Below are 26,886 nucleotides of genomic sequence, written 5' to 3' on the forward strand. Positions count from 1 at the left end.
GATCAGCCGTTCTCCTTCTGGATCTTCGCCCACTGCTCTTCGACATCGGAGATGCCACCGACGTTGAAGAAGGCCTGCTCGGCGACGTGGTCGAAGTCACCGCGGGCGATCGCATCGAACGACTCGATGGTCTCCTTGAGCGGGACGGTCGAACCCTCGACACCCGTGAACTTCTTGGCCATGTAGGTGTTCTGCGAGAGGAACTGCTGGATACGACGTGCACGAGACACGACGATCTTGTCCTCTTCGGAGAGCTCGTCGACACCGAGGATGGCGATGATCTCCTGCAGTTCCTTGTTCTTCTGGAGGATCTGCTTGACCGTGGTGGCGACGCGGTAGTGGTCCTCGCCCAAGTAGCGGGGGTCCATGATGCGCGACGTCGAGGTCAGCGGGTCGATGGCCGGGTACAGACCCTTCGACGCGATCTCACGCGAGAGCTCCGTGGTGGCGTCGAGGTGGGCGAACGTGGTCGCCGGTGCCGGGTCGGTGTAGTCATCGGCGGGCACGTAGATCGCCTGCAGCGAGGTGATCGAGTGGCCACGCGTCGACGTGATGCGCTCCTGCAGGAGGCCCATCTCGTCGGCGAGGTTCGGCTGGTAACCCACGGCGGAGGGCATGCGGCCCAGCAGCGTGGAGACCTCGGAACCGGCCTGCGTGAAGCGGAAGATGTTGTCGATGAAGAGCAGCACGTCTTGCTTCTGCACGTCACGGAAGTACTCCGCCATCGTCAGAGCCGAGAGGGCGACGCGCAGACGCGTTCCCGGCGGCTCGTCCATCTGGCCGAAGACGAGGGCCGTCTTATCGAAGACACCCGCCTCTTCCATCTCGTGGATGAGGTCGTTGCCCTCACGGGTGCGCTCACCGACACCGGCGAACACCGAGACTCCACCGTGGTCCTGCGCGACGCGCTGGATCATCTCCTGGATGAGGACGGTCTTGCCGACACCGGCTCCACCGAACAGACCGATCTTTCCACCCAGCACGTACGGCGTGAGGAGGTCGATCGACTTGATGCCGGTCTCGAACATCGTGGTCTTCGACTCGAGCTGGTCGAAGTTGGGAGCCTTGCGGTGGATCGGCCAGCGCTCGGTGACCTCGATGGTCTCGCCGGGCTCGAGGTTCAGGACCTCGCCGATCACGTTGAAGACCTTGCCCTTGGTGACGTCGCCGACCGGGACCGAGATGGCCTCGCCCGTGTCGCGGACTTCCTGGCCGCGGACGATGCCGTCGGTGGGCTTCAGCGCGATGGCGCGAACGAGGTCGTCGCCGAGGTGCTGAGCGACCTCGAGGGTGATCTCCGTGGACTCCTCGCCGATGACGATGGTGGTCTTCAGAGCGTTGTAGATGTCGGGGATCGAGTCGTGCGGGAACTCGATGTCGACAACCGGACCGTTGACGCGCGCGACGCGCCCGACGACCGCGGTCGCCGGCTGGTCAGCCGTAGCGGTGGGGGTCATTTCTTCGTCTCTTTCCTGATGGTCTATTTGCTCGACGAGAGTGCGTCGGCGCCGCCGACGATCTCCGCGATCTGCTGCGTGATCTCCGCCTGACGCGCGTTGTTGCGCAGACGGGTGTAGTCGGTGATGAGCTTGTCGGCGTTGTCGCTGGCCGACTTCATCGCCTTCTGCGTGGCGGCCTGCTTGGCGGCAGACGACTGCAGGAGAGCGTTGAAGACGCGGCTCTGGATGTACACCGGCAGGATCGCGTCGAGGACTGTCTCGGCATCCGGCTCGAACTCGTACAGCGGGTAGACGGCGCTGCCCGCTTCCGAGTCATCGGCTTCCGCGATCTCCAGCGGGAGCAGTCGCACGGATTCCGGCGACTGCGTCATCATGCTGACGAAGCGGTTGTACACGAGGTGGATCTCGTCGACGCCACCCTCATCCGCACCGCGCGAGAAGTCCTCGAGCAGCGTGGCCGAGATCTCCTCCGCCGTGTGGAACGACGGGGTGTCGGTGTCGCCCGTCCACTCCGCAGCAGCCGCGATGCGGCGGAACTGGAAGTAGCCGACGGCCTTGCGTCCGACGAGGTAGAACACCGGCTCCTTGCCCTGCCCCCGCAGGAGCTCCGCCACCTCGAGACCCTCACGGAGGATCTGCGAGTTGAAGGCTCCGGCGAGACCGCGGTCCGACGAGAAGATCACGACCGCAGAGCGGCGGATCGTCTCGGGCTCGCGGGTGAGCGGGTGGTCGACGTTCGAGTGCGTCGCGACGGCGGACACGGCCCTCGTCACGGCCCGCGCGAAGGGGCTGGACGCTTTGACGCGTGCCATCGCCTTCTGGATGCGCGAAGCCGCGATGAGTTCCATCGCCTTCGTGATCTTCTTGGTCGTCTGAGCAGAAGAGATCTTCTGCTTGTAGACCCTGAGTTGAGCGCCCATGAAATCAGTTCCTCACGCGATTACGCGCGACGACCCTTGACGATCTTCTCCTGGTTGACGTCCTCAGCCTCGGCTGCAGCGTGCTCCTCGTGACCCGGGGCGCCGATGGCCTGCCCCTTGCCACCCTGGAACTCCAGAAGGAAAGCGTCGGTGTGCTTGTCGAGCTCGGCGACGGTGTCGTCATCGAGGACGTTGGTCTCGCGCAGGGTCTCGAGCACCTTCGTGTTGCGACGCAGGTAGTCGAGCAGCTCGCGCTCGAAGCGAAGAACGTCCGAGACCTCGAGGGTGTCGAGCTTGCCCTTCGTTCCGGCCCAGATCGAGACGACCTGCTCCTCGACGGGGTACGGCGAGTACTGAGGCTGCTTGAGCAGCTCCGTCAGGCGCGCTCCACGGGAGAGCTGACGACGCGAAGCCGCGTCGAGGTCGGATGCGAACATCGCGAACGCCTCGAGGGAGCGGTACTGCGCGAGCTCCAGCTTCAACGTTCCGGAGACCTTCTTGATCGACTTGACCTGAGCGTCACCACCGACTCGCGACACCGAGATACCCACGTCGACCGCCGGACGCTGGTTGGCGTTGAAGAGGTCGGACTGGAGGAAGATCTGGCCGTCGGTGATCGAGATCACGTTGGTCGGAATGTATGCCGAGACGTCGTTCGCCTTGGTCTCGATGATCGGGAGACCGGTCATCGAACCTGCGCCGAGCTCGTCTGACAGCTTCGCGCAACGCTCGAGCAGACGCGAGTGCAGGTAGAAGACGTCACCCGGGTAAGCCTCGCGGCCCGGCGGACGACGGAGGAGAAGCGACACCGCACGGTAGGCCTCAGCCTGCTTCGACAGGTCGTCGAAGATGATGAGGACGTGCTTGCCGCCGTACATCCAGTGCTGGCCGATGGCCGAACCGGTGTAGGGAGCGAGGTACTTGAAACCGGCGGGGTCGGATGCCGGAGCCGCCACGATGGTGGTGTACTCCAGAGCGCCGGCCTCTTCGAGCGCGCCCTTCACCGAAGCGATGGTCGAGCCCTTCTGACCGATGGCGACGTAGATGCAGCGCACCTGCTTGTTGACGTCGCCCGACTCCCAGTTGGCCTTCTGGTTGATGATCGTGTCGATCGCGATGGCCGTCTTGCCGGTCTGGCGGTCACCGATGATCAGCTGACGCTGACCGCGGCCGACGGGGATCATGGCGTCGATGGCCTTGATGCCGGTCTGCATCGGCTCGTGCACCGACTTGCGCTGCATGACACCCGGTGCCTGCAGCTCGAGCTCGCGAACGCCTTCAGTGGCGATGGAGCCGAGGCCGTCGATCGGGTTACCCAGCGGGTCGACGACGCGACCGAGGTAGCCGTCGCCGACGGGAACCGAGAGGACCTCACCCGTGCGGGTGACTTCCTGGCCGGCCTCGACGCCGGTGAAGTCGCCGAGCACGACGACACCGATCTGGTGCTCGTCGAGGTTGAGCGCGAGACCCTTGGTGCCGTCCGCGAAGGTGACGAGTTCGTTCGCCATCACCCCGGGCAGTCCCTCGACATGCGCGATGCCGTCGGCTGCGTCGATGACGGTGCCGACCTCGGTCGCCGCGGCCCCAGTGGGCTCGTATGCTGCGGCGAAGTCCTTCAGCGCGTCACGGATGACGTCGGGGCTGATCGATAGTTCTGCCATTGTCTTCCCTTTGTATCTGGGTGCGCGGTTCCCCGCGCGAAGTCGTGTTAGCCGGCGAGCTTCTGGCGAAGATCGGCGAGACGGGCGGAGATACTGCCGTCGATGACGTCATCGGCGATCTGCACGCGCAGGCCTCCGACGACAGAGGGGTCGTTGACCTCGTTGAGCGAGATCTTGCCGTCGTAACGACGCGAGAGAGCGTCGCTGAGACGGGTGCGCTGTGCGTCGGTGAGCGGTGTGGCGCTGTGCACCGTCGCGACCACACGGTCGCCCTGGTCGGCGACGACCCGCGTCGCACGGGTGAGCATCTGCCGAACGCGACGGTCACGAGGCTGGCGCACCAGCGACGAGACGATCACGGCGGTCGCGTCGCTGACGCCCCCAGCGAGAAGCCTGTCGACGAGCGCGCCCTTGGCGTCCTCGCCCCCGAGGCGGCTTCCGAGCGCGAGCTCGAGCTCCGCGTTCGCGGCGATCACCCGGGTGAAGCCGAAGAGCTCTCCCCCGATGTCAGCCTGCGGTTCGGCGATCGCGGCAGCCCTGATCGCGAGTTCCTCGACGCCGTCCACGAGCTGGGAAGCCGATGACCAGCGCTCGGCGACGACCGTCTTCAGGACGGTCTGCGCGTTCTGCGAGAACCCGCCGAACACCGCGGCGACGACGTTCTGTCGCGCCACGACCGGAGCCGACGGGTCAGCGAGCGCGCCGCTCAAATGAGACGACTCCGCCACGGCGCGTGCGGCTGCGAACAGCTCCCGCGCCGTGTCGAGAGTGACGTCCGTCGCTGCGGCAAGCGTCTGAGTGGATGCCGCGAGTGCCTGAGTGGTCGCGCTGCCCATTACTGAGCCGCCTTCTCGGATGCTTCGAGGTCGGCGAGGAAGCGGTCGACGACCGCGGTCGCACGTGCATCGTCGGAGAGCGTCTCGCCGACCACGCCACCGGCGAGGTCGATCGCGAGCGAGCCGACCTCGCTGCGCAGCGAGACGAGAGCGGTCTGCCGCTCGGCCTCGATCTGCGTGTGCGCGGTCGCGGTGATGCGAGCTGCTTCGCTCGACGCGGCTTCCTTGGCCTCGGCGACGATCTTCTTGCCGTCCTCACGGGCGGCTTCGCGGATCTCACCGGCCTCGGTGCGTGCCTCGGCGAGCTGACGGGTGTACTCCTCGAGCGCGGCCTCAGCCTGCTTCTGTGCTTCGTCCGCCTTGGCGATGTTGCCCTCGATGGCGGCGGACCGCTTGTCGAGCATTGCCGTGAACTTCGGAAGGGCGACCTTCCACACGACGATGAGGATGACGAGGAACCACAGACCCGACCAGATGATGTCGTACCACGCAGGGATCAGAGGGTTGGGTGTTTCACCCTCTGCTGCGAGGTTCGTGACAAGAGCGTTCAGCATCCTGTCTCCTTCAGAAGTCGGTTCGGATTACGGGAAGGGGATGAATCCGACGGCGATGCCGACGAATGCAAGCGCCTCGGTGAAGGCGATACCGATCCACATGAGGACCTGCAGGCGGCCGGCCAGCTCGGGCTGACGAGCGACACCCTCGATGGTCTTGCCGACGACGATACCCACGCCGATGGCCGGACCGATCGCTGCGAGGCCGTAGCCGACCGATGCGAGGTGACCGTTGATGTCTGCGAGAACCGTAGTAGCGTCCACGGGTTTTTCCTTTCGTTGGGTGGGACGGCAGTTGCCGACCCGCTCAGTGCTCTTCTGCGACCGCGAGCTGGATGTAGACCGCGGTGAGGACGGTGAAGACGTATGCCTGGAGAACGGCGACCAGGATCTCGAAGAGAGTGAAGGCGCCGCCGAAGGCGAGGGTTCCGACACCGAGAGCGGCCCAGCCGCCACCTGCGGTGAAGAAGAAGAACTGGGTGGCTGCGAAGCACAGCACCAGGAGCATGTGGCCGACCACCATGTTCATCAGGAGTCGGAGCATCAGCGTGACGGGCCGGATGATGAACGTCGAGAGGAACTCGATCGGCGTCACGATGATGTAGACCGGCCACGGAACGCCGGCCGGGAACAGCGCGTTCTTGAAGAAGCCCAGCGGGCTCTTCTTGATACCCGCGTAGATGAAGGTGATGTAGCTCACCAGCGCGAGCGTCAGCGGCACGGCCGCGATGCTCGTGCCTGCGATGTTCAGGAACGGGATGATTCCCGTGATGTTCATGAACAGCACCATGAAGAAGATGGTGGTGAGGATCGGCAGGAATCGGTTGCCGTCCTTGCGTCCGAGCAGATCGTGCGCGATATTGGTGCGGACGAAGTCCAGCCCCATCTCGACGACGCTCTGGAAGCGTCCGGGGACGATCTTCATACGGCGGGTTCCGAGGACGAGGATCAGCACGACGGCGACCACGGCGAGGAACTGCACGAGGTGGATTCGGTGCACGGGGATACCCGCGACTTCGAAGAGGATCTCCGGGAAGAACTCGTCGATCGAAGGTCCGTGGAACTCGCCGTCAGAGGCGAGTTTGGGCATCAGGGTCGCAGCAAGATTGAACAGCGCGGGCTCCAGCTTCGGGGCACCGGTCAGAACCGGGGCGACGATGGTCGGTGTGCTTCAAGCGCAAGCGCTCGCGGGCGAGCGGCGGGCACGTCTCAACACTATCAGAATAAGAGGGTGTCCTAAGACCGCGGGGGCTGTTCGTCGGAGCCTTCCTGCGCAGGGGGTTCGGGCACGATGTGGTGGCGCCCGGGCGCACGATCCTCCGGCACGACGGTCGGCAGCTCCACCCCCGGCGCGCGGTCGATCGGAGCCTCGGAGGGAAGGGACGCGTCGCTCACGTGCGGAAGGCGCATCCGCGTGATGACGATCACGTCGATGACGAGGGTCGCCACCACGCCCGTGACGATCGACAGGAAGAACACCATCGGCTCGATCCACGGCTGCCCGCTCAGGACGATCATGATCACGACGAAGAGGCCGAGCTTCAGAAGCCATCCGCCGAGCACGATCGCGAAGAACAGCTGCACGTAGAGCGGATCGCCGAACCAGCGGTTGGCGATGAGGATGCTGAGGGCGGTGATGCCGAGGAACAGCATGGCGAGCACGACGCCCAGCAGGCCGCTCACGAGACCTTCCGTCCCGCCGACGAGGAGGCCGATCGCTCCGGCGACGATCGCGAGGACCGCCATCGAGACCGCGGACCAGATCAGCGTCCTCCGCAGGATCGGATTGCTGGAAACAGGGCTCGGGCTCACGGGGACTCCACGGGTGTCGGGTCGGACTCAGCAGACGCCGCGGGCTTCCGTCGGCGCAGAGGATTCAGGGTGATGACGAGGCACGCGGCGATTCCCACCAGGCCGAACACGACTCCGGGGAGGTACTGGCCGGGCCAGTCCTCACGCGCGCCCACGTACATGAGGAGGACGGCCAGGGAGATGACCGCGGTCCAGGCGTAGAAGATGAGCACGGCGTCGCGGTCGCGGTGGCCGAGGTCGAGCATGCGGTGATGCAGGTGCTTGCGGTCGGGTGAGAACGGCGACTTCCCCGCGTTCATCCGTCGCAGCACTGCGAGCCCGAAATCGAGGAGCGGCAGCAGCACGACCAGAAGAGGGAGGAGGATCGGGATGAACGCGCCGAGGAGCTGCGATCGTCCGAGACGCTCGGGATCGAGGGCCGACGGCTCGAGCTGCCCGGTCACGGCGATCGCGGACGTCGCCATCAGCAGACCGATCACGAGCGCTCCCGAATCGCCCATGAAGAGCTTCGCAGGACTCCAGTTGAACGGGAGGAAGCCGAGGCACGCGCCGATCAGCACTGCGGCGAGGAAGGATGCGAGGTTGAAGTAGCTCGATGCTCCGGTGTCACGCGTCAGGATGTAGGAGTAGGCGAAGAACACGCCGTTCGCGATCAGGCAGACGCCGGCGACGAGGCCGTCGAGGCCGTCGATGAAGTTGACGGCGTTCATCACGATGACGATCGCGAACATCGTGATGGTGATGCTCAGCCAGCTCGAGAAGACGATCAGATCGCCGAACGGCAGGGAGAGGATCTGCAGCCCGCCACCGACGGTGATGATCCCGGCAGCGAGGAACTGTGCGCCGAGCTTGATCATCCAGTCGAGATCCCACAGATCGTCGACGACGCCGATGACGGCGATCAAGAGGGATGCGGCGAGGATCGACCACATCGTCTGCGGCGGCATCCACATGGTGGTGAAGAACGGATTCAGAGCCGAGACCCCGATCGCCGCTGCGATGCCGAGGAAGATCGCGACACCACCGAGACGGGGAGTGGGAGTCGTGTGCACATCCCGCTCTCGGATGCCGGGGTACAGCTTGAAACGCAGGCTCAGCTTCCAGACCGCCCAGGTCAACGCGAAGGTGATCGCGGCGGTCAGGATGATCGTGAGGAGGTACTGCTTCACGAATCCCCGTCCGATTCCGGCGACGGCGCCTCGGGTTCGAGCAGGTCGCCGAGCACCTCCTCCAGCCGTTCGCGGCTGACGGCGCCGGCTCTGAGGATGCGAACACCACCGGCGGCGAGCTCCGCGCCGCGGGGAACCAGGGAGGTCACGTCGACGATCGTCGACGCGACCCCGTCGCGACTGACGCCGTCTGCGAGATACACCGACACGCTGTCTCCGAGCATCCGCTCGGCATCGAACGCGGAGATCGCCGACTCACGGCCGGTGAGGTTCGCGCTGGAGACGGCCAGCGGTCCGGTCTCCGCCAGGAGCTCCAGCGCGACGCGCCCTTCGGGCATTCTGACGGCGACGGTCCCCTCCGTGTCGCCCAGGTCCCAGACGAGAGAGGGCTGAGCGGGGAGAACGATGGTCAGGCCGCCGGGCCAGAAGGCGTCGACGAGTCGCTGGACGGGCTCGGGAACGGACTCCGCCAGCGCGTGCAGCGTCTCCTTCGTGCCGATGAGCACGGGAGGCGGCTGATTGCGCCCTCGCCCTTTGGCGTCGAGGAGGCGCTGTACGGCAGCGGGAGAGAACGCGTCGGCGGCGACGCCGTAGACCGTGTCTGTGGGCATGACGATGAGTTCGCCGCGGGCGATGGCCTGGCGGGCGTGGCGCATGCCGGCGAGGAGCTGGGCCTCGTCGCCGCAATCGAAGATGGAGGACATGACGATCCGATTCTAGTTGGCGATGTCTGTGCGGTTCGTGTCTGCGCGTCAGGGACGCAGAGCGGTCGTCGCGCGGTCTCGCAAGGTGAGGTCGCGGTGCGTCGCGGCGGCACGCCAGCCGTCGCGCGTGAGGATGCTGCGGATCTCCTCGCCCTGGAGCTCCCCGTGCTCGATCACCAGCAGCCCGCCCGGATGCAGCAGCTCGAGCGCGCGCACGCTGAGCACACGCACGATGTCGAGCCCGTCTTCTCCCCCGTACAGCGCCATCGACGGATCGAAGAGCCGAACCTCAGGGTCACGAGGCACCGCGGCGTCCGGAACGTACGGCGGGTTCGAGATCACGACGGAGGCAGTGCCGTCGAGCTCCGCGAACGCGTGCGCCAGGTCGTCGTTCACGAGGGTGAGGTTGGCCACCCCCGCCGTGTTCCGAGCCGCCCACGGATACGCGTCGGGCGAGAGCTCGGCGGCGAAGATGCGCGCATGGGGCACCTCGGTGGCCATGGCGAGTGCTATCGCCCCGCTGCCGGTGCCGAGATCGATGCCGATCGGGTCGGGAAGCGCGGACCCGAGGAGCGCGTCGATCGCGTACTGCACGACCGTCTCGGTCTCAGGTCGCGGGACGAAGACTCCGGGCCCGACCGCGAGCTCGAGGTGGCGGAACGGCGCCGTTCCGGTGATGTGCTGCAACGGCTCCCTGCTCGCACGACGGGCGACCAGAGCCCGCAACGCCTCGGCGTCCGCCTCCTCCACCGCATCACCGCGGATGATCGATGCCTGCACCTCACCACGCCGCGCGCCGAGGACGTGACCGGCGAGCAGCTCCGCGTCGACGAGAGGATCCGTGACGCCGGCGTCTGCGAGCTGTCGGGCCGCCGCATGCACGGCGGAGGCGAGGGAGAGATCGGACATGGATCAAGCGTAGAGCGCGGCAGGTGTCATATTGCCCACCCCCCTAGGGCTCTCGCCTAGGCTGGAGCGCGCAGTCCCCCGCACAGGAAGGCTCTCCCCATGCCCGGTATCCACTCCGACATCACCTCCGCTTTCGGCAACACTCCCCTGGTTCGTCTGAACCGGGTCACCGAGGGCCTCGGCGCGACAGTTCTCGCCAAGCTCGAGTTCTACAACCCGGCCTCGAGCGTCAAAGACCGGCTCGGCATCGCCATCGTCGACGCTGCGGAGGCCTCGGGCGAGCTGAAGCCCGGAGGCACGATCGTGGAGGCGACCAGCGGCAACACCGGTATCGCGCTGGCGATGGTCGGCGCCGCACGTGGGTACAAGGTGATCCTCACGATGCCCGCGTCGATGTCCAAGGAGCGGCGCCTCCTTCTCAAGGCGTTCGGCGCCGAACTCATCCTCACGGACCCCACGAAGGGCATGACGAACGCGATCGCCGAGGCGGAGGCGATCGCCGCCCGCACTCCGGGTGCCATTCTCGCGAAGCAGTTCGCCAACGAGGCGAACCCCGCGATCCACCGCCGCACGACGGCCGAGGAGATCCTCCGCGACACGGAGGGCTCCGTCGACTACCTCGTCGCCGGCATCGGCACGGGCGGAACCATCACGGGCGTCGGTCAGGTCCTGAAGGAGCGCGTCCCCGGCGTGAAGATCGTCGCCGTCGAACCCAAGGATTCGCCCATCCTCACCGAGGGACACCCCGGGCCGCACAAGATCCAGGGCATCGGACCGAACTTCGTGCCTCCGATCCTCGATCGCGATGTCCTCGACGAGGTCATCGACGTCACGTTCGACGACGCCATCCGTGTCGCGCGCGAGACCGCGAGCCGCGAGGGCATCCTCGTGGGCATGTCGAGCGGAGCCGCGATCTGGGCCGCTCTGCAGGTCGCCCAGCGCCCGGAGGCTGCGGGGAAGACGATCGTCGTCATCATCCCCTCGTTCGGCGAGCGTTACCTCTCGACCGCGCTCTACGAGGATCTGCGCGAGGCCTGAACTCCCGATGGACATGATCGGCCGAATGCGCGAGGACATCGCGGCAGCCCGACTTCGCGACCCCGCCGCGCGCAGCGGCGCCGAGGTGGCACTGCTGTATCCGGGGATGCACGCGATCTGGGCCCATCGGGTCTCGCACGCGCTGTGGCGCCGCCGGCTGCGGCTGCTCGCCCGTGCGACATCACAGGTGTCGCGATGGCTCACCGGGATCGAGATCCACCCCGGCGCGCGGATCGGTCGACGCTTCTTCATCGACCATGGCATGGGCGTGGTCATCGGCGAGACGGCAGAGGTCGGCGACGATGTGATGCTGTATCACGGGGTCACTCTCGGCGGCCGCACGCGTGACTCAGGCAAGCGGCATCCGACGCTCGGCGACGGCGTGGCCGTGGGAGCAGGCGCGAAGATCCTCGGACCGATCACGATCGGCGAGGGCTCCGTGGTCGGAGCGAATGCCGTGGTCACGCGCGACGCCCCGGCGGACAGCATCCTCGTCGGTGTGCCCGCCAAGCCCCGTGCACGGGTCATGGGCGAGGACACCCGAGCGGTGCTCACCGCACCCGACTACTCGATCTGACGCGCCCGCGCTCTCAGGCCGCCCCGCGGCGAGACCTCACCTTGTCGACCTTCTTGCGAAGGAAGATCAGTGGCAGCAGCACACTGCCGAGCGCCGTGATCAGCCAGACGATCACCGATCCGAGCAGCCAGCCCACGAGATCGACGATGCGCAGCCCACCGATCGGCAGCAGGACGACGACCACGAGGGCGATGAGCGTCGAGAAGATGCCGATGCCGCCCATCAGGACCGGTGCATAGCGATCCGCGATCTTGCTGACCCATGGTGAGAGCACGCTCTGCAACACGGCGAAGATCAGGATGCAGAGCACAAACCCCCACCACTGGTCCCACTGGATCTGGAACCCCTCGAGCGCGAGGTCGGCCACGATGAGACCGAGGCCGGCCGAGATGACGTACATCAGCGCGCGGAAGAGGAAGGTGATCACGCGCTGAGCATATCGCTCTCACTGGGCGACGAAGAAGGGGATCGCGCCCGACAGGATGCCGACGGCGAGCATCACGAGCGACACGATCACCGCGCGCCACAGCACCTTCCTGTGGTGATCGCCCAGGTTGACGCTGGCGAGCGAGACGAGCAGCAGGATCGCCGGCACGAGCGGGCTCTGCAGGTGGACCGGCTGACCGATGATCGATGCCCTCGCCATCTCGACGGGGTCGATGCCGAACGTCGCCGCGCTCTGCGACAGCACCGGCAGGATGCCGAAGTAGAAGGCGTCGTTCGACATGAAGAACGTGAACGGGATCGACAGAACACCGGTGATGGGTGCGAGGAAGGGGCCGAGCGCAGGCGGAAGCACGTCGGTGATCCAGGTCGCCATCGCATCGACCATCCCGGTGCCGGTCAGGACGCCGACCAGGACTCCGGCCGCGATCACCATCGAGACGACACCGACGATGCTGGGCGCATGAGCCACGATCTCGGACGCCTGTTCCTTGATCCCTCGGAAGTTGACCAGCAGCGCGACGGCGGCACCGACCATGAACACGTACGGGAGCGGCATGATGTCGAGAACGAGCAGCACCATGACGGCGACGGTGAGCGCGAGGTTGAACCAGATCAGTCGCGGCCTCAGCGTCGGGCGCGCAGGGTCGAGCATGGTGTCCGCCATGGCGGTGTCGGCCGGGTCGACGCTGGCCGCGGCGACGGGGCCTCGCCCACCGGCGACGACGACGATGTTGCCGGTGCGGAGCGCTGCACGGGCGCCGGGCTTTGGTCCGGCACCGCGGAAGATCTTCGGCACTGTAGAAAGAGCACCGCCGTCGGAACCCGTGAGCAGCCCTTCGGAGTCGAGGCGCCCGAGTCGGCGGCGCTCCCCCAGCCCGAGCATCCAGGCGAAGCCCAGCGTCACGACGATGCCGACGCCGAGAGCCGGCAGCATGGGGACGAAGATGTCCGTCGGCTGCAGTCCCAGAGCGGTCGCCGCGCGCACCGTCGGCCCGCCCCAGGGAACGATGTTCAGAGTGCCGTTCATCAAGCCGGCGACGCACGTGAGGACGACCGGACTCATGCCGAGACGGAGGTAGATCGGCAGCATCGCCGACGTCGTGATGATGAACGTCGTCGAGCCGTCGCCGTCGAGCGAGACGGCTCCCGCGAGGATCGCGGTTCCCAGCACGACCTTCGCCGGGTCATCGCCGAGAACACGCGTGATCACCCGGATCAGCGGATCGAACAGGCCGACGTCGATCATGATGCCGAAGAACATGATCGCGAACATCAGCAGCGCTGCGGTCGGGGCCATCGTGGCGATCGAATCGAGGATCATGTCGCCCATGCCGAGCCCCGCACCGGCGAACAGCCCGAACACGGTCGGCACGAGGATCAGCGCCACCATGGGCGTCAGTCGCTTCGTCATGATCAGCGTCATGAAGGCCAGCACCATGGTGAAGCCCAGGAGGACCAGAACCCATTCGGGCGGCACGAACGCGAGGTCGTAGGTCGGCGCCTCTTCTGCGGCCGTGGACAGGCCGGTGAGTGCATCGAGCATGCTGTGACTCCTTCGTCGAAGCTCCGTCGACTGCGACGGATCCTGACGAGACTAGGCAATCCCTCCCCGCAGAGCGCGGTATGCCGCATTCTCGGATGTTGTGCGCGTAGCGTGGGTTCTGCGCATATTGCGCGGGAGCAGAGAAGGAAGGACCACGGTGTCGACGACGACGACGCGACCTCGGTTCGCGACCCGCACGCTGCTGCTGCATCTCGCCACGGTCGCCCTTGTCGTCGTGATGTGCACCGGCGTTTACCTCCTTCTCGCCGTGCAGCAGCTTCGCACCGAAGCCGAGTCCACCGCCCTCGGCATCGCCCGGACCCTCGCCGAGGACCCGCAGGTCCGCGACGAGGTCGCACGAATCTCGGCCGCCGAAGAGGCGCCGGACCCGGACGAGCTCAGGAAGGGCGAGCTCGCGCGCCTTGCAGCGGACGTCTCTGACCGCACCGGTGCACTGTTCGTCGTCATCGCCGATGAGGACGGCATCCGCCTCGCCCATCCGACCAGTTCACGCATCGGCCAGATGGTGAGCACACCCTTCGAGGAGGTACTCGCCGGGAACGAGGTGGTCGACTGGCAGACCGGAACCCTCGGCGAGTCGGCTCGCGCCAAGGTCCCCGTGCTCGACGATGCGGGGATCCCCGTCGGCGAGGTCAGCGTCGGATTCGAGCGCACAGGCGTCTTCGATGACCTGCCTCCGCTGCTCGCGGTGATCGGCATTACCGCCGCCGGTGCCCTGGCGCTGGCTTTCCTCGCGTTCCTGCTGCTGCGCCGTCGCTGGGAGCGCCTGACGCTCGGCGTGCAGCCCGAGGAGCTCGTGGCGCTCGTGCAGAACCAGACAGCAGTGCTGAATGGCGTGGATGACGGCGTCCTGGCCGTCGACACGGCAGGGATCGTGCGGGTGAGCAACGATGCGGCCGATCGGATGCTCGGTCTCGACGCCGCTGTGGGACGACGGCTGGCGGAGCTCTCGCTGCCGACCGCTGTCGTCGAGACCGCGACGGGAGCGCCCACGACATCGAGCACCGTCGTGGACCACCGCGTGCTCTACATCGATTCCCGTCCGGTGATCCGCGACGGCAGGCCGCTCGGACATGTGCTGATCATCCGTGACCGCACCGACCTCATCGCTCTGACGGAGCGACTGGAGACCGTGCAAGCCGTGACCGCCGCCCTGCGCGTGCAGCGTCACGAGTTCGCGAACCGGATGCACGTGGTCGCGGGGCTCATCGACGCAGCCAGGATCGACGATGCTCGGGGATTCCTCGATGAGCTCGTCGAGCGCGGCTCGGTCGCATTCCCCGTCGCCGGGCTCGACCTGCTCAGCGACCCGTTCCTGCACTCTTTCCTGGGCGCCAAGGGGATCGAGGCCGGTGAACGCGGCGTCTCCCTGCGCGTCGCGGACGAGAGCCAGCTGATCGGCAGCGTGGCAGAACCGGAGGACGTCGCCGCCGTCGTGGGCAACCTCGTCGACAACGCGGTGACCGCCGCCGTCGCCGGAGCGCGGACTCCCCGCTGGGTCGAGGTCGCGGTGCTCGGAGACGGCGACGCGCTCGTCGTCACGGTCGCAGACTCGGGACCGGGCCTCGCGGGGATCGACCCGATGGCTCCGAGTCAGCCGCGCGACGACGACACAGACCGCGTGCACGGCCGCGGGCTCGGCATCTCGTTGGCTCGAGACATCGCGCGCCGCCGCGGCGGCGATCTCTGGATCATCGACGCAGGAGGCGAGGAGCACGGTGCCGTGTTCGCCGCTCGACTCGGTGGCGCCGTCACCGACACATCGACGACTGAGGAGAACCGATGAACGATCCCCTGCGGGTGCTGATCCTCGACGACGACTTCCGCGTCGGACGACTGCACCGGAGCATCATCGACGACCAGCCCGGATTCTCGGCACTGGAGCCCGTCCGCACCCTCGCCGAGGCACGGGACGGCATCCGCTCATCACGCCCTGACCTCCTCCTGGCGGACGTCTTCCTCCCGGACGGAGACGGCATCGCCCTCGTGCGCGAGAGCGGCGTGGACGCGATCCTCATCTCGGCCGCCGACGACGCGCCGACGATTCGACGCGCGCTCAGATCAGGCGCCGTCGGGTACCTGCTGAAGCCGTTCGATCGTCGGGCGCTGGTCGGCCTGCTCGAGCGCTACGCGCGGTATCGCAACCTGCTCGCCGGAGATCGTCCCCTTCGCCAGGAGGACACCGATCGCGCCCTGGCGATCCTCCACGGATCCGGAGAACCGGTGTCCGTCTCGCGATCCGCGACCGAGCAGCTGGTGCTCGCCGCTCTCGGCGACGGCGAGGCGTCGGCCGCAGAAGTCGGAGAGCGCGTCGGGATCTCGCGCGCCACCGCGCAGCGCCACCTCGCGGCTCTCGCTGCTCGGACGGTCGTGGAGGTCCGCCTGCGTTACGGGGCGACCGGACGGCCGGAGCACCGGTACGCGGCCCGCTCCTGACCCGCGCCGCAGCTCAGCGGCGTCACCTCAGGAGTCGGAGCCCACCGCGGCGAGTCGAGCCTCTTCGTCGGCCTGGATCGCACTCTCGATGATCGGCTCGAGAGCGCCGTCCATCACCTGATCGAGGTTGTAGGCCTTGAATCCCGTGCGATGGTCGGCGATGCGATTCTCGGGGAAGTTGTAGGTGCGGATGCGCTCGGACCGATCCATGCCGCGGATCTGCGACTTGCGTGCATCGGATGCCGCGGCATCCAGCTCCTCCTGCTGCTTCGCCAGCAGTCGCGCCCGGAGCACGCGCATCGCGGCCTCACGGTTCTGCAGCTGCGACTTCTCGTTCTGCATCGACACGACGATTCCACTGGGCACGTGGGTGATGCGCACGGCCGAGTCGGTCGTGTTGACGGACTGACCGCCCGGGCCCGAGGACCGGAAGACATCGATCTTCAGGTCGTTCTGATTGATCGCGATCTCGTCGGGCTCGTCGACCTCGGGGAACACCAGCACTCCGGTGGTCGAGGTGTGGATCCGCCCCTGCGACTCGGTCGCGGGCACGCGCTGCACGCGGTGCACGCCGCCTTCGTACTTCAGGTGCGCCCAGACGCCCTGGGCGGGGTCCGAGGACGATCCCTTGATCGCGACCTGGACGTCCTTGTAGCCGCCGAGATCGGATTCGTTGCGCTCGAGGAGCTCGGTCTTCCAGCCCATGGAGGCTGCGTACTGGATGTACATGCGCAGCAGATCCGCGGCGAACAGCGCCGACTCGGCGCCGCCCTCCCCCGCCTTGATCTCCATGATGACGTCGCGCGCGTCATCGGGATCGCGTGGGATGAGCAGTCGGCGCAGCTTCTCCTGCGATGACTGCACCCCCTCTTCGAGGGTCGGGATCTCAGCGGCGAACGCCTCGTCCTCGCGGGCGAGCTCCCTCGCGGCGTCGAGGTCATCGGATGCCGCCGCCCACGCCTCATAGGCGGCGACGATCCTCGACAGCTCGGCGTAGCGACGGTTGACGCGCTTCGCCCGAGCAGCATCGGCGTGCACCGCCGGGTCGGAGAGCTCCTCCTGCACCCGGCGATGCTCGTCGATCAGAGTCTGGACGGACTCGAACACCCCGGCTCCGCTCAGCGGATGTTGTTGTCGTGTCCGTGCGCACCCGAGGGGAGCGTCGGAATCGACTTCTGCATCTGCACGAGGAACTCGACGTTCGAGTGGGTCTCCCTGAGCTTGCCCAGGACGACCTCGAGCGCCTGCTGCTGGTCGAGGCCTGCAAGGGCGCGACGCAGCTTCCAGGTGATCTTGACCTCGTCGGTCGACAGCAGCATCTCTTCGCGGCGGGTGCTCGACGCGTTGACGTCGACGGCCGGGAAGATGCGCTTGTCGGCGAGCTGGCGCGACAGGCGCAGTTCGCTGTTGCCGGTGCCCTTGAACTCCTCGAAGATCACCTCGTCCATCTTGGAGCCGGTCTCGACCAGCGCCGTGGCGAGGATCGTCAGGGATCCGCCGTTCTCGATGTTGCGCGCAGCACCGAAGAAGCGCTTGGGCGGGTACAGCGCCGAGGCGTCGACGCCACCCGAGAGCACCCGTCCGGATGCCGGAGCAGCGAGGTTGTACGCACGGCCGAGGCGGGTGATCGAGTCGAGCAGCACGACGACGTCGCGGCCCAGCTCGACGAGACGCTTGGCGCGCTCGATGGCGAGCTCGGCGACCGTGGTGTGGTCTTCTGCCGGACGGTCGAAGGTCGAGGCGATGACCTCGCCCTTCACCGTGCGCTCCATGTCGGTGACCTCTTCGGGACGCTCGTCGACGAGCACGACCATGAGGTGGACCTCGGGGTTGTTCTGCGCGATCGCGTTGGCGATCTGCTGCAGGACGATCGTCTTGCCGGCCTTGGGCGGCGCGACGATGAGGCCGCGCTGTCCCTTGCCGATCGGGGCCACGAGATCGATGATGCGCTGCGTGAGCTTCTCGGGCGCCGTCTCGAGGCGCAGACGCTCCTGCGGGTAGAGCGGCGTGAGCTTGCCGAACTCCACACGGGTCGCGGCGTCGTCGATCGACAGGCCGTTGATCGAGTCGACCTTCACCAGCGCGTTGTACTTCTGGCGGCCCTGCTGCTCGCCCTCGCGGGGCTGCTTGATCGAGCCGACGATCGCGTCGCCCTTGCGGAGGTTGTACTTCTTGACCTGTCCGAGCGACACGTAGACGTCGCTGGGGCCGGCGAGGTATCCGGTCGTGCGGACGAAGGCGTAGTTGTCGAGCACGTCGAGGATTCCGGCGATCGGGACGAGGACGTCGTCCTCGCCGATCTCGGTGTCGAACTCGTCCGTCGGCGCGCCGCCGCGGCGCTTGTTGCGCTGACGGTTGCGGCCGTTGCCGCCCTCGTCTTCGGCGGGTGCCGTCTGCGGCTGCTGCTGCTGGGGCTGCTGCTCGCCGCCCTGGCCGTTGCCGTTCTGGCCGCGTCCGCGGTTGCGGCTGCGGTTGCGGTTGCGGTTGCGACCGCCCTGCTCCTCGCCGTCGCCGGAATCGGAGGAGGAGTCCGCCGCGGGTGCTGCCTCGGCCGGTGCGGCGTCAGCGGGCTTCTCGGCTGCGGGAGTCTCGGCCTCGGCAGCGGGCTTCTTCGCCGTGCGGCGTCCGCGACCGGTGGTCTTCTTCGGCTCGTCGGCAGAACCCGCCTCTGCGGAACCGGCGTCCGCGGAGCCGTTGGACTCTGCGGTCTTCGCTGCGGGAGCCTCGGTGGATTCGGCGGGTGCCGGCGCGGAGGCTGCAGGAGCCTCGGCGGTCGCCGCAGGAGACTCAGCGTTCTCTGCGTCAGCCTTCTTCGCACGGCTGCGTCGAGGGGCCTTCGCCTTGGGTGCCGCGTCGGCGGCGGGTGCCTCGGCTGCGGGAGCCTCGGCTGCGGGAGCCTCGGTGGCCGGTGCGCTGTCGGTGGATGCTGCGGCCTTCTCGGCCTTCGCGGCGGCGGTCGCGGTGCTCGCACGGCGCGGAGCGCGCTTGCGGGCCGGTGCGACCTCGGTCGCGGCGGTCGTCGCGGCGTCGGAGCTCGCGGCCTTCGCCGCAGCCTCGGCGGCGGGTGCCGCCTGGTCGTTCTGGGTCTCGGAGAAATTCTCCACGAGTACTCCCTCTTTGGTCTCGGGGACATGAGCGGCACGCGCACAACGGGTGCTGCGCGCGATCGCACGGGCTGACGCTCGGCGTCAGCCAGCCTCTGCACTGGGTTCTCGGAAAGAACGAGGTTCTCGGTGAGAGCAGTGCGACAGGGGTTTTGCGTGCGGGTCTTGCAGAGTTGCAATGGGGCCAGATTCACGCAGTTACGTGGAGCCCTCCGCTCGATTCCCCACTGTACCACCACGCACGTCGACCGCGAGCAGCAGCGCATCCCACGGGGTGTCGGTCGTCGATTCCGCCAGTTCCACGGCGTCCTGACGACTTCCGGGGCCGTCTGCGAGAACCAGCACGCTGGGTCCGGCGCCGGACACCACGGCGGCGAAACCTGCCGCACGGAGCGTCTGGACGAGCCGCTGCGTCTCGGGCATCGCCTCGGCGCGGTAGTCCTGATGCAGTCGGTCGGCGGTCGCGTCGAGCAGCAGCTCCGGGCTCTGCATCAGCGCCGCGATGAGCAGCGCCGAGCGCGAGACGTTGAAGACCGCATCGGCCGTCGACACCTGCGGCGGCTGCAGCGATCGCGCCTTCGACGTCGACATCGTGTACGACGGAACGAGCACGAGCGGCGAGACGCCGCGGTGCACGAGGAGCTTCTTGTGCTGAGGACCTCGTTCGCCGACCCAGGCGATCGTCAGACCGCCGAACAGCGCGGGAGCCACGTTGTCGGGGTGCCCTTCGATCTCGGTGGCGAGGCGCAGCATGTCGGCGTCGTCGATCTCGACGTCGCCCTCGAGCAGGCCCTTCGCCGCGAGGATCCCCGCCGCGACCGCCGCGCCGGAGGACCCGAGTCCGCGCCCGTGGGGCACCCCGTTCTCCGCGACGATGCGCAGGCCCGGGACGGCGCGATCGACGTCGGCGTACACGTGAGCGATCGTGCGGACGATCAGGTTCGAGTCGTCACGAGGGATCTCGCTCGCGCCGGAACCCGAGACCTCGATCTCGAGCTCGCCGGCGGCGAGCTCGGTCACGAGAAGCGTGTCGTAGACGCTGAGCGCGAGTCCGAGCGTGTCGAATCCGGGACCGAGGTTGGCGCTGGTCGCCGGCACGGTCACCTCGACCGTGCGCCCTGCCGCCATCGTCACTCGCCTTCCACGCGGAGCACCGAGACGACCCGCTCGACGACAGAGCTGGCGGCGAGTGCGTCGACCGTGGCGCTGAGCGCGGCGTCCGTGGCCCGGTGCGTGCCGATGACGAGACGAGCGGTGGGCTCGTCCTCTCCTTCGACCGTCTGCACCACGGTCGCGACGGAGACCGATCCGTCGCTGAGGATGCCGGCGACGGTCGCGAGCACACCGGGAGCGTCCGAGACCTCGAGGGTGATCTGGTAGCGGGTGGTGACATGACCGATCGGCACCACCGGGAGGTTGGCCCTGGTGGACTCCCCCACGCCGACGCCGCCGGCGATATGGCGTCGAGCCGCCGACACGACGTCTCCGAGCACCGCGGATGCGGTCTGCACGCCACCGGCGCCTGCGCCGTAGAACATGAGCGAGCCCGCAGCCTCGGCCTCGACGAACACGGCGTTGTTGGCGCCGTGCACCGACGCGAGAGGGTGCGACGTCGGCACGAGGGCCGGGTAGACGCGCACCGAGATCGACTCGGTGCCGTTGGCCTCGATGCGCTCGCACACGGCGAGCAGCTTGATGACGAAGCCGGCTGCGCGCGCCTCATCGATCATCGACGCGGTGATGGTCGTGATGCCCTCGCGGTACACGGCGTCGAGCGGAACAGCCGTGTGGAAGGCGAGGCTCGCGAGGATCGCGGCCTTCTGCGCGGCGTCGTATCCCTCGACGTCGGCGGTCGGGTCGGCCTCGGCGTATCCGAGACGCTGCGCGTCGGCGAGCACATCGGCGAAGTCGGCGCCCTCGGTGTCCATGCGGTCGAGGATGTAGTTGGTCGTGCCGTTCACGATTCCCATGATGCGCACCACGCGGTCACCGGCGAGAGAGTCGCGCAGCGGGCGGATGATCGGGATGGCACCGGCGGCGGCGGCCTCATAGTAGACGGATGCGCCCACGCGGTCGGCCGCTTCGAAGAGCTCGGGGCCGTGAGTGGCCAGCAGCGCCTTGTTGGCGGTCACGACGTCGGCACCGGAGCCGATCGCCTGCAGGATGCTCGTGCGGGCGGGCTCGATGCCGCCGATCAGCTCGATCACGATGTCGGAGCCGAGGATCAGCGCTTCGGCATCGGTCGTGAACAGCTCTTTCGGCAGATCGGTCTCGCGCGGCGCATCGAGGTTGCGCACCGCGATGCCGGCCAGCTCCAGCGTGGCACCCGCCCGGTCGGCGAGCTCATCGCCGTGGCGCAGCAGCAGGGCGGCCACCTGGGAGCCGACCGCTCCGGCGCCGAGCAGCGCCACCCGAAGTCGTCGATACTCAGTCGTCATTACATCTCTCCTTAGGAGGGTGGTTCAGTCGTGCTTCGTCGGGGACCGCGTCGTTCGTCGCGCGGATCACCCGTGGCTCTCGGGGGCCGCGACACCGACGTCGCGAGACAGCACGTCGGCGATCGTCTCACCGCGGACGATGACCGCCGATCGGCCGTCGCTCACAGCGACGATCGGAGGGCGAGGGACATGGTTGTAGTTGCTCGCGAGCGGCGCACAGTACGCACCGGTCGAGGGGACCGCGAGCAGATCGCCGGGAGAGACGTCGGCCGGAAGGTACTCATGGTCGACGACGATGTCGCCGGACTCGCAGTGCTTGCCCACGACCCTGCTGAGCTGCGGCGAGCCGATGCCGACCCGGGAGGCGAGTCGAGCCGAGAACTGCGCGTCGTACAGCGCCGTCCTGGCGTTGTCGCTCATTCCGCCGTCGACGCTGATGTAGCGCCGGGTCGCGCCCGAATCGAGCGCGACGTCCTTGGTCGTCCCGACCTCGTAGAGCGTCACTCCGGCAGTGCCGACGATGGCCCTGCCTGGCTCGAACGACAACGCGGGCACGGCGATGCCTCGCGCGGCGCAGCCTTCGGCGACGGCGGCGACGATCTCGCCTGCGAGGGTCTCGATCGGCGTCGGGTCGTCGACGCTCGTGTAGGCGATTCCGAACCCTCCGCCGAGGTTGAGCTGCGGAACCGGTCCGCCCTCGAGGAGAGTCGCATGGAGCTCGAGCACGCGCGACGCCGACTCGCGGAAGCCCGCGACGCCGAAGATCTGCGATCCGATGTGGCAGTGAAGGCCGGCGAACTCGATTCCCGGGATCTCCCTGATGCGGGCGACGGCCTGCTCGGCCTCGGGCAGCGGGAAGCCGAACTTCTGGTCTTCGTGGGCCGTCGCGAGGAAGTCGTGCGTCTCGGCGTGCACGCCGCTGATGACCCGCACCAGCACCCGCTGCACAGCGCCGGTCCTGGCGGTGATGGCCGCGAGACGCTCGATCTCGATCGCGCTGTCGACGATGATCGTGCCGATGCCCACCTCGACCGCGCGCTCGAGCTCGGCGACCGACTTGTTGTTCCCGTGGAACCCCAGCGACGACGGAGAGACGCCGGCCGCGAGTGCGACCTCGAGTTCACCACCGGTGCACACGTCGACGTTGAGTCCCTCTTCGGTCACCCAGCGCGCGATCGTCGTGGTCAGCAGCGCCTTGCCGGCGTAATACACCCGCGCAGTCGTGCCGTGGGCGGCGGCGGCCGCGTCGAAGGACGAGCGGAATGCGCGGGCCCGAGATCGCACCTCGTCCTCGTCGATCACGAGCAGCGGCGTGCCGTACGACTCCGCGAGATCGGTGGCGGAGATCCCCGCGAGCCGCAGCGCTCCGTCGTCACCGCGGACGGCGGACGCCGGCCACACGGCGGTGGGAAGATCATTCGCGTCGTCGGGCACGACGAGCCATTCCGGGGCGAGCGAGTCGGCAGGGGAAAGCAAGGAACACCAATCGTGGGACGGGTCTCGGGCGGATGCGCGCACTGCGAGGTTGCCCCCGATTCTAGGGCACCGTGCATGCCGCATCAGTCATGGTGACGCCCGGCGTCAACCCCCTGCGGACACATCCCGCCGACTCCTAAGGTGGTGGAGATGAGCACCGAATCCGCAGCACCCGATGCCCGACGCCCCGGCTTGATCGCGCGCGTCGGCGCGTCGGCGATCCGCTGGGCTCTGACACGGCGCCCGGTCCGCGCGTTCCTGCTCTACTCCGAGCGGCGGGGCCCGATGCTCGCCGACAGCGTGACATACCGCGCTCTGTTCAGCGTCTTCGCCGCCGTGCTCCTGGGGTTCTCGATCGCCGCTCTCTGGCTCGCCGGCAATCCCGACGCCTGGAACGCGATCATCTCCGCCGTGCAGTCCGTGGTGCCCGGTCTCATCGGCGAAGACGGCGTCGTCAATCCCGACGATCTCAAGGAGCCGATATCGCTCTCCGTCGCGGGCGCCATCTCGACGGTCGCGCTGATCGGCTCGGCGCTCGGCGCCGTCGGATCGCTGCGCACCGCGGTGCGCGTCCTCGCCGGAACCGCGCATGCCGACGTGCTGTTCATCTGGGTCATGCTCCGCAACCTGCTGCTCGCGGCCGGCGTCGCCGTGCTGTTCGTCGCCGCAGCGGCCGTCACATTCGCCGGTCGGCTCGGGATCACCTGGATCAGCGGTCTGCTCGGCATTCCCGAGGATTCGCCCGCGGCATCCTGGAGCATCCGGATCGTCTCCCTGGTCGTCGTGCTGGCACTCGACACGGTGCTCATCGCCGGGGTGTTCCGCCTGCTCTCCGGGCTGCGCCCCGCAGGCCGTTCACTCTGGATCGGGTCCCTCATCGGCGGAGTCGGGCTGCTCGTGCTGCAGGAGCTGTCCGGCCTGTTCATCGGCGGCGCGACGAGCAACCCCCTCCTCGCCTCCTTCGCCACTCTGCTGGCGCTGCTCATCTGGCTCAACCTGTCGGCCCAGGTCATCCTGATCGCGTGCGCCTACATCGTCACGTCGGAGGAGGAACGCAAGGACCGGGTGCACGCGCGGTTCGGCGCGACGACCTTCCCCCAGCGACGTGTGCAGCGCGCCGAAGCGGAGGTCGCGCTGGCGACGTCCGAGCTTCGGGAGGCGCAGAAGGCCGAGCGAGAGGCCCGTCTCGGAACCGACGAGGACTGAGCCCGTCTCAGGGGCAGGTGCCCTTCTCGAGCAGGGTCTGATCGGTCGCGATCGCACCGTCGACGTCGACGTCGATCACAGCCTCCGATCCGTCGATCGTGAGGCCCGTGAGGGTGATGCCGGCGGGAAGCTGGTCCGCGATGCAGATGCGCTGCGTCTGGGTGAGCTGCTCCCCCAGAGCACCGAGACTCGAGCCGACCTGATCCGTGTCGACCTCGAGTCCGCCGACGGTGAGGCCGACAGGAGTGAGCTCGAGATCTCCCTCGGCCACCCCCGGGGTCACCGTGAGCGATACCGGGATGGCGAGGCCGAGAACGCTCACCGAACCCGCGACCGTCGCGTTCGGCGATTCGAGCGTGACCGTGTCGATCGGCAGCTCGGTGTTCGAGAGCAGGGACGTGAACTGGGACTCGTCGATGCGGATCGTGCCGGACGCGGATGCGAGGTCACCGCCGCGCAGCGGCACGCCCGTGGCGGTGACGTCGACGGCGCCCGTGATCCCCTCCAGCGTGACCGAGTCGGTCGAGAGATGCAGGGTGTCCAGCGTTCCGCCGATCAGCTGCGGGATCAGGATGCCGTCGGCCTCGACGGCGAGCTTCTGGTCGGCCGGCAGGTCGAGCTGCTCGATCACGATGCCCCGCACGACGCCGGGCAGGACAGCGCGCGCGATGAGCTCCGCAGCGACGGCGAGAACAGCGAGAACGACCACGACGATCAGCAGCACCCAGGGCCAGCGCTTGCGCGCGCGCTTCGGCGGTGTGGCACCGGCATCCCCGCCGTCCTTCCCACCCGGGATCACGAGCGTCGGATGCTCGGAATCCGCCGACGGGTAAGGAAGGGTGTGGTTCTCGTCGCTCATGCTGCCATCCTGCCCTACGGCACGGACGACAGCAGAGGTCACATGCGCTCGGGAGCGGACACGCCGAGCAGGTCGAGGCCGTTGCGGAAGACCTGCCCTGCGGCGTCATTGAGCCACAGACGCGTGCGGTGCACGGTCTCGATGGGGTCGTCGCCCTGCGGGATCACGCGGCAGTTGTCGTACCAGCGGTGGTACAGGCCGGCGAGCTCCTCGAGGTAGCGCGCGACGCGGTGCGGCTCGCGCACCTCGGCCGCGAACGCCACGATGCGAGGGAACTCCTGCAGAGCGCCGAGCAGAGCGCTCTCGGTCTCATGCGTGAGCGTCTCGGGCGCGAACTCCGAGCGATCCACACCGGAGTCGGCGGCATTGCGGGCCACGTTGTGCGTGCGGGCATGCGCGTACTGCACGTAGAACACCGGGTTGTCGTTCGTGCGCTTCTGCAGCAGCTCAGGATCGAGAGCGAGCGGGGAGTCAGCAGGCGAGCGCTCGAGCGAGTAGCGCAGCGCATCGGTGCCGAGCCATTCGCGCAGATCGTCCATCTCGATGATGTTGCCCGCACGCTTGCTCAGCCGCGCTCCCCCGACCGAGACCAGCTGACCGATCAGCACCTCGACGTTCTTCTCGGGGTCTTCCCCGGCGGCGCCGGCGATCGCCTTGAGGCGGTGGACGTAGCCGTGGTGGTCGGCTCCGAGAAGGTACAGCTTGTACTCGAAGCCGCGGTCCCCCTTGTTCAGGTAGTACGCGGCGTCGGCGGCGAAGTACGTGTACTCGCCGTTGGAGCGACGGATCACGCGATCCTTGTCGTCACCGAAGTCGGTGGTGCGCACCCACACTGCACCCTCGTCGTCGAACACGTGTCCCTGCTCGCGCAGGCGGTCGACGGCGCGATCGACGAAGCTGACGCCGTCCGCGTCCTTGGCGTGCAGCGTGCGCTCCGAGAACCACACGTCGAAGTCGACGTTGAACTTCGAGAGCGACTGCTTCTGCTCCTCCAGCTGGAACCCGTAGGCGAGCTCCCGCGTGACGACCACCTGCTCGTCACCGGAGAGCTCGAGCAGGTCCGGACGCGCCACGAGAACACGAGCGGCCAGATCGCCGATGTAGCTGCCGGCGTACCCGCCCTCGGGAGTTGGTTCGCCCTTGACGGCGGCCAGCACCGAATTCGCGAAGCGCTCCATCTGCACTCCGGCGTCGTTGATGTAATACTCCCTCGCGACCTTCGCGCCGGAGGCTGCGAGCACCCGGGCGATCGCATCGCCGAGCGCCGCCCAGCGAGTGTGACCGATGTGCAGCGGCCCGGTCGGGTTCGCGCTCACGAACTCGATGTTGATGCTGTGACCGACCTGCGTGTCGTTGTGCCCGTACTCGGCGCCGGCTTCGACGATGAGCTTCGCCAGCGCGCCGGCGGCAGCCGCGTCGAGGCGGATGTTGATGAAGCCCGGCCCTGCGACCTCGGCGGTCTGCACGCCACCCACCTGCGCGAGGCCGTCGGCGATCTGCTGCGCCAACTCGCGCGGGTTCGTGCCGAACGGCTTCGCCAGGCGCATCGCGATGTTCGAGGCCCAGTCGCCGTGGTCGCGGTTGCGCGGACGCTCGAAGACGATGTCCGACGCGGACAGCGAGAACGGCTCGCCAGGACGTCGTTCCTCGGCGATCGGTGCGAGGACGGCGAGGAGGGCTGTGGCGAGCGATTCAGGGTTCATAGGCCTCCCAGTT

Annotated in this window: 25 protein-coding genes; 5 read left to right on the forward strand and 20 right to left on the reverse strand. The window is 67.8% G+C overall.

Annotation, left to right across the window (positions count from 1 at the left end; all coding sequences use genetic code 11):
* Positions 1-2: 2 nt before the first annotated feature.
* The 11 genes from atpD to prmC all read right to left on the reverse strand — a co-directional run bounded on the left by atpD (position 3) and on the right by prmC (position 10,025).
* The gene (gene atpD, locus QRN21_RS01730; protein ID WP_053095763.1) at positions 3-1,457 is read right to left on the reverse strand and encodes a F0F1 ATP synthase subunit beta; all 1,455 of its coding nucleotides are present in this window, start codon (positions 1,455-1,457) and stop codon (positions 3-5) included.
* A 23-nt stretch (positions 1,458-1,480) separates the two neighbouring features.
* The gene (locus QRN21_RS01735) at positions 1,481-2,380 is read right to left on the reverse strand and encodes a F0F1 ATP synthase subunit gamma (protein ID WP_053095762.1); all 900 of its coding nucleotides are present in this window, start codon (positions 2,378-2,380) and stop codon (positions 1,481-1,483) included.
* Positions 2,381-2,400: 20 nt separating this feature from the next.
* A complete protein-coding gene (gene atpA / locus QRN21_RS01740; protein WP_053095761.1) occupies positions 2,401-4,041 on the reverse strand; it encodes a F0F1 ATP synthase subunit alpha in 1,641 nt (546 codons plus the stop codon).
* A 47-nt stretch (positions 4,042-4,088) separates the two neighbouring features.
* Positions 4,089-4,877, reverse strand: coding sequence for a F0F1 ATP synthase subunit delta (locus QRN21_RS01745; protein ID WP_053095760.1), 789 nt, complete (start codon positions 4,875-4,877; stop codon positions 4,089-4,091).
* On the reverse strand, positions 4,877-5,431 hold the full coding sequence (locus tag QRN21_RS01750; RefSeq protein ID WP_053095759.1) for a F0F1 ATP synthase subunit B: 555 nt from the start codon (positions 5,429-5,431) through the stop codon (positions 4,877-4,879). Before QRN21_RS01750 ends, QRN21_RS01745 begins: the two co-directional genes overlap by 1 nt.
* Positions 5,432-5,458: 27 nt before the next feature.
* The gene (atpE, locus tag QRN21_RS01755; protein ID WP_042541851.1) at positions 5,459-5,695 is read right to left on the reverse strand and encodes an ATP synthase F0 subunit C; all 237 of its coding nucleotides are present in this window, start codon (positions 5,693-5,695) and stop codon (positions 5,459-5,461) included.
* 43 nt (positions 5,696-5,738) lie between these two features.
* Positions 5,739-6,521: a F0F1 ATP synthase subunit A gene (atpB, locus tag QRN21_RS01760; protein ID WP_053095758.1), complete on the reverse strand. Its 783-nt coding sequence runs from the start codon at positions 6,519-6,521 to the stop codon at positions 5,739-5,741.
* Positions 6,522-6,667: 146 nt separating this feature from the next.
* Entirely contained in the window at positions 6,668-7,243 is a 576-nt protein-coding gene (locus QRN21_RS01765) for a Cg1360 family ATP-synthase-associated protein (RefSeq protein WP_053095757.1), read from the reverse strand.
* Positions 7,240-8,412: an MraY family glycosyltransferase gene (locus tag QRN21_RS01770; RefSeq protein ID WP_053095756.1), complete on the reverse strand. Its 1,173-nt coding sequence runs from the start codon at positions 8,410-8,412 to the stop codon at positions 7,240-7,242. Before QRN21_RS01770 ends, QRN21_RS01765 begins: the two co-directional genes overlap by 4 nt.
* Positions 8,409-9,116, reverse strand: coding sequence for an L-threonylcarbamoyladenylate synthase (locus tag QRN21_RS01775; RefSeq protein ID WP_285362992.1), 708 nt, complete (start codon positions 9,114-9,116; stop codon positions 8,409-8,411). The genes QRN21_RS01770 and QRN21_RS01775 overlap by 4 nt, the downstream gene beginning before the upstream one ends.
* A 48-nt stretch (positions 9,117-9,164) precedes the next feature.
* The gene (gene prmC, locus QRN21_RS01780) at positions 9,165-10,025 is read right to left on the reverse strand and encodes a peptide chain release factor N(5)-glutamine methyltransferase (RefSeq protein ID WP_056278391.1); all 861 of its coding nucleotides are present in this window, start codon (positions 10,023-10,025) and stop codon (positions 9,165-9,167) included.
* A gap of 99 nt (positions 10,026-10,124) precedes the next feature.
* Between prmC and cysK the strand changes: the two genes are divergently transcribed.
* A complete protein-coding gene (gene cysK, locus QRN21_RS01785) occupies positions 10,125-11,063 on the forward strand; it encodes a cysteine synthase A (protein ID WP_053095753.1) in 939 nt (312 codons plus the stop codon).
* A gap of 7 nt (positions 11,064-11,070) precedes the next feature.
* On the forward strand, positions 11,071-11,640 hold the full coding sequence (gene epsC / locus QRN21_RS01790; protein WP_053095752.1) for a serine O-acetyltransferase EpsC: 570 nt from the start codon (positions 11,071-11,073) through the stop codon (positions 11,638-11,640).
* A 13-nt stretch (positions 11,641-11,653) separates the two neighbouring features.
* On the opposite strand, the gene QRN21_RS01795 is transcribed toward epsC, so the two are convergent.
* Both QRN21_RS01795 and QRN21_RS01800 read right to left on the reverse strand, forming a co-directional pair.
* Complete coding sequence (locus QRN21_RS01795) at positions 11,654-12,067, reverse strand: hypothetical protein (protein WP_053095751.1); 414 nt, start codon at positions 12,065-12,067, stop codon at positions 11,654-11,656.
* A gap of 18 nt (positions 12,068-12,085) precedes the next feature.
* On the reverse strand, positions 12,086-13,630 hold the full coding sequence (locus tag QRN21_RS01800) for a CitMHS family transporter (RefSeq protein WP_230100612.1): 1,545 nt from the start codon (positions 13,628-13,630) through the stop codon (positions 12,086-12,088).
* 157 nt (positions 13,631-13,787) lie between these two features.
* Here QRN21_RS01800 and QRN21_RS01805 point away from each other — a divergent pair, with 157 nt between their 5' ends.
* Both QRN21_RS01805 and QRN21_RS01810 read left to right on the forward strand, forming a co-directional pair.
* On the forward strand, positions 13,788-15,437 hold the full coding sequence (locus QRN21_RS01805) for a sensor histidine kinase (protein ID WP_350223944.1): 1,650 nt from the start codon (positions 13,788-13,790) through the stop codon (positions 15,435-15,437).
* Entirely contained in the window at positions 15,434-16,087 is a 654-nt protein-coding gene (locus tag QRN21_RS01810) for a response regulator (protein ID WP_056278385.1), read from the forward strand. The genes QRN21_RS01805 and QRN21_RS01810 overlap by 4 nt, the downstream gene beginning before the upstream one ends.
* 27 nt (positions 16,088-16,114) lie before the next feature.
* On the opposite strand, the gene prfA is transcribed toward QRN21_RS01810, so the two are convergent.
* The 5 genes from prfA to lysA all read right to left on the reverse strand — a co-directional run bounded on the left by prfA (position 16,115) and on the right by lysA (position 23,105).
* Positions 16,115-17,194 carry a peptide chain release factor 1 gene (gene prfA, locus QRN21_RS01815; RefSeq protein WP_285362993.1) on the reverse strand — a complete coding sequence of 360 codons (1,080 nt, stop codon included), beginning with the start codon at positions 17,192-17,194 and terminating at the stop codon, positions 16,115-16,117.
* Positions 17,195-17,205: 11 nt separating this feature from the next.
* On the reverse strand, positions 17,206-19,191 hold the full coding sequence (gene rho, locus QRN21_RS01820; protein ID WP_285362994.1) for a transcription termination factor Rho: 1,986 nt from the start codon (positions 19,189-19,191) through the stop codon (positions 17,206-17,208).
* A 198-nt stretch (positions 19,192-19,389) separates the two neighbouring features.
* Positions 19,390-20,319, reverse strand: coding sequence for a homoserine kinase (gene thrB, locus QRN21_RS01825; RefSeq protein WP_072591107.1), 930 nt, complete (start codon positions 20,317-20,319; stop codon positions 19,390-19,392).
* Positions 20,320-20,321: 2 nt separating this feature from the next.
* On the reverse strand, positions 20,322-21,629 hold the full coding sequence (locus QRN21_RS01830) for a homoserine dehydrogenase (RefSeq protein ID WP_230100613.1): 1,308 nt from the start codon (positions 21,627-21,629) through the stop codon (positions 20,322-20,324).
* 66 nt (positions 21,630-21,695) lie between these two features.
* The gene (gene lysA / locus QRN21_RS01835; protein ID WP_056278376.1) at positions 21,696-23,105 is read right to left on the reverse strand and encodes a diaminopimelate decarboxylase; all 1,410 of its coding nucleotides are present in this window, start codon (positions 23,103-23,105) and stop codon (positions 21,696-21,698) included.
* A 150-nt stretch (positions 23,106-23,255) separates the two neighbouring features.
* Here lysA and QRN21_RS01840 point away from each other — a divergent pair, with 150 nt between their 5' ends.
* Positions 23,256-24,311 carry a YihY/virulence factor BrkB family protein gene (locus QRN21_RS01840; RefSeq protein ID WP_285362995.1) on the forward strand — a complete coding sequence of 352 codons (1,056 nt, stop codon included), beginning with the start codon at positions 23,256-23,258 and terminating at the stop codon, positions 24,309-24,311.
* Positions 24,312-24,318: 7 nt separating this feature from the next.
* Here QRN21_RS01840 and QRN21_RS01845 read toward each other — a convergent pair whose 3' ends face one another.
* Together QRN21_RS01845 and argS are read right to left on the reverse strand one after the other, a co-directional pair.
* Entirely contained in the window at positions 24,319-25,170 is an 852-nt protein-coding gene (locus QRN21_RS01845; protein ID WP_285362996.1) for a DUF2993 domain-containing protein, read from the reverse strand.
* A gap of 38 nt (positions 25,171-25,208) precedes the next feature.
* Positions 25,209-26,873, reverse strand: coding sequence for an arginine--tRNA ligase (argS, locus tag QRN21_RS01850; RefSeq protein WP_285362997.1), 1,665 nt, complete (start codon positions 26,871-26,873; stop codon positions 25,209-25,211).
* Positions 26,874-26,886 lie beyond the last annotated feature (13 nt).

Origin of the sequence: Microbacterium sp. LMC-P-041 (assembly GCF_030209555.1) — a bacterium.
Lineage (GTDB): Bacteria > Actinomycetota > Actinomycetes > Actinomycetales > Microbacteriaceae > Microbacterium.

Excerpts from the sequence above, each read along its gene's own strand:
- epsC (WP_053095752.1), top strand. The coding sequence starts at position 11,071 with ATGGACATGATCGGCCGAATGCGCGAGGACATCGCGGCAGCCCGACTT.
- cysK (WP_053095753.1), top strand. The coding sequence starts at position 10,125 with ATGCCCGGTATCCACTCCGACATCACCTCCGCTTTCGGCAACACTCCC.
- QRN21_RS01775 (WP_285362992.1), bottom strand. The coding sequence starts at position 9,116 with ATGTCCTCCATCTTCGATTGCGGCGACGAGGCCCAGCTCCTCGCCGGC.
- argS (WP_285362997.1), bottom strand. The coding sequence starts at position 26,873 with ATGAACCCTGAATCGCTCGCCACAGCCCTCCTCGCCGTCCTCGCACCG.
- atpD (WP_053095763.1), bottom strand. The coding sequence starts at position 1,457 with ATGACCCCCACCGCTACGGCTGACCAGCCGGCGACCGCGGTCGTCGGG.
- QRN21_RS01735 (WP_053095762.1), bottom strand. The coding sequence starts at position 2,380 with ATGGGCGCTCAACTCAGGGTCTACAAGCAGAAGATCTCTTCTGCTCAG.
- thrB (WP_072591107.1), bottom strand. The coding sequence starts at position 20,319 with ATGGCGGCAGGGCGCACGGTCGAGGTGACCGTGCCGGCGACCAGCGCC.
- atpB (WP_053095758.1), bottom strand. The coding sequence starts at position 6,521 with ATGCCCAAACTCGCCTCTGACGGCGAGTTCCACGGACCTTCGATCGAC.
- QRN21_RS01800 (WP_230100612.1), bottom strand. The coding sequence starts at position 13,630 with ATGCTCGATGCACTCACCGGCCTGTCCACGGCCGCAGAAGAGGCGCCG.
- atpA (WP_053095761.1), bottom strand. The coding sequence starts at position 4,041 with ATGGCAGAACTATCGATCAGCCCCGACGTCATCCGTGACGCGCTGAAG.
- QRN21_RS01845 (WP_285362996.1), bottom strand. The coding sequence starts at position 25,170 with ATGAGCGACGAGAACCACACCCTTCCTTACCCGTCGGCGGATTCCGAG.
- QRN21_RS01810 (WP_056278385.1), top strand. The coding sequence starts at position 15,434 with ATGAACGATCCCCTGCGGGTGCTGATCCTCGACGACGACTTCCGCGTC.
- QRN21_RS01745 (WP_053095760.1), bottom strand. The coding sequence starts at position 4,877 with ATGGGCAGCGCGACCACTCAGGCACTCGCGGCATCCACTCAGACGCTT.
- QRN21_RS01830 (WP_230100613.1), bottom strand. The coding sequence starts at position 21,629 with ATGACGACTGAGTATCGACGACTTCGGGTGGCGCTGCTCGGCGCCGGA.
- QRN21_RS01750 (WP_053095759.1), bottom strand. The coding sequence starts at position 5,431 with ATGCTGAACGCTCTTGTCACGAACCTCGCAGCAGAGGGTGAAACACCC.
- prmC (WP_056278391.1), bottom strand. The coding sequence starts at position 10,025 with ATGTCCGATCTCTCCCTCGCCTCCGCCGTGCATGCGGCGGCCCGACAG.
- QRN21_RS01840 (WP_285362995.1), top strand. The coding sequence starts at position 23,256 with ATGAGCACCGAATCCGCAGCACCCGATGCCCGACGCCCCGGCTTGATC.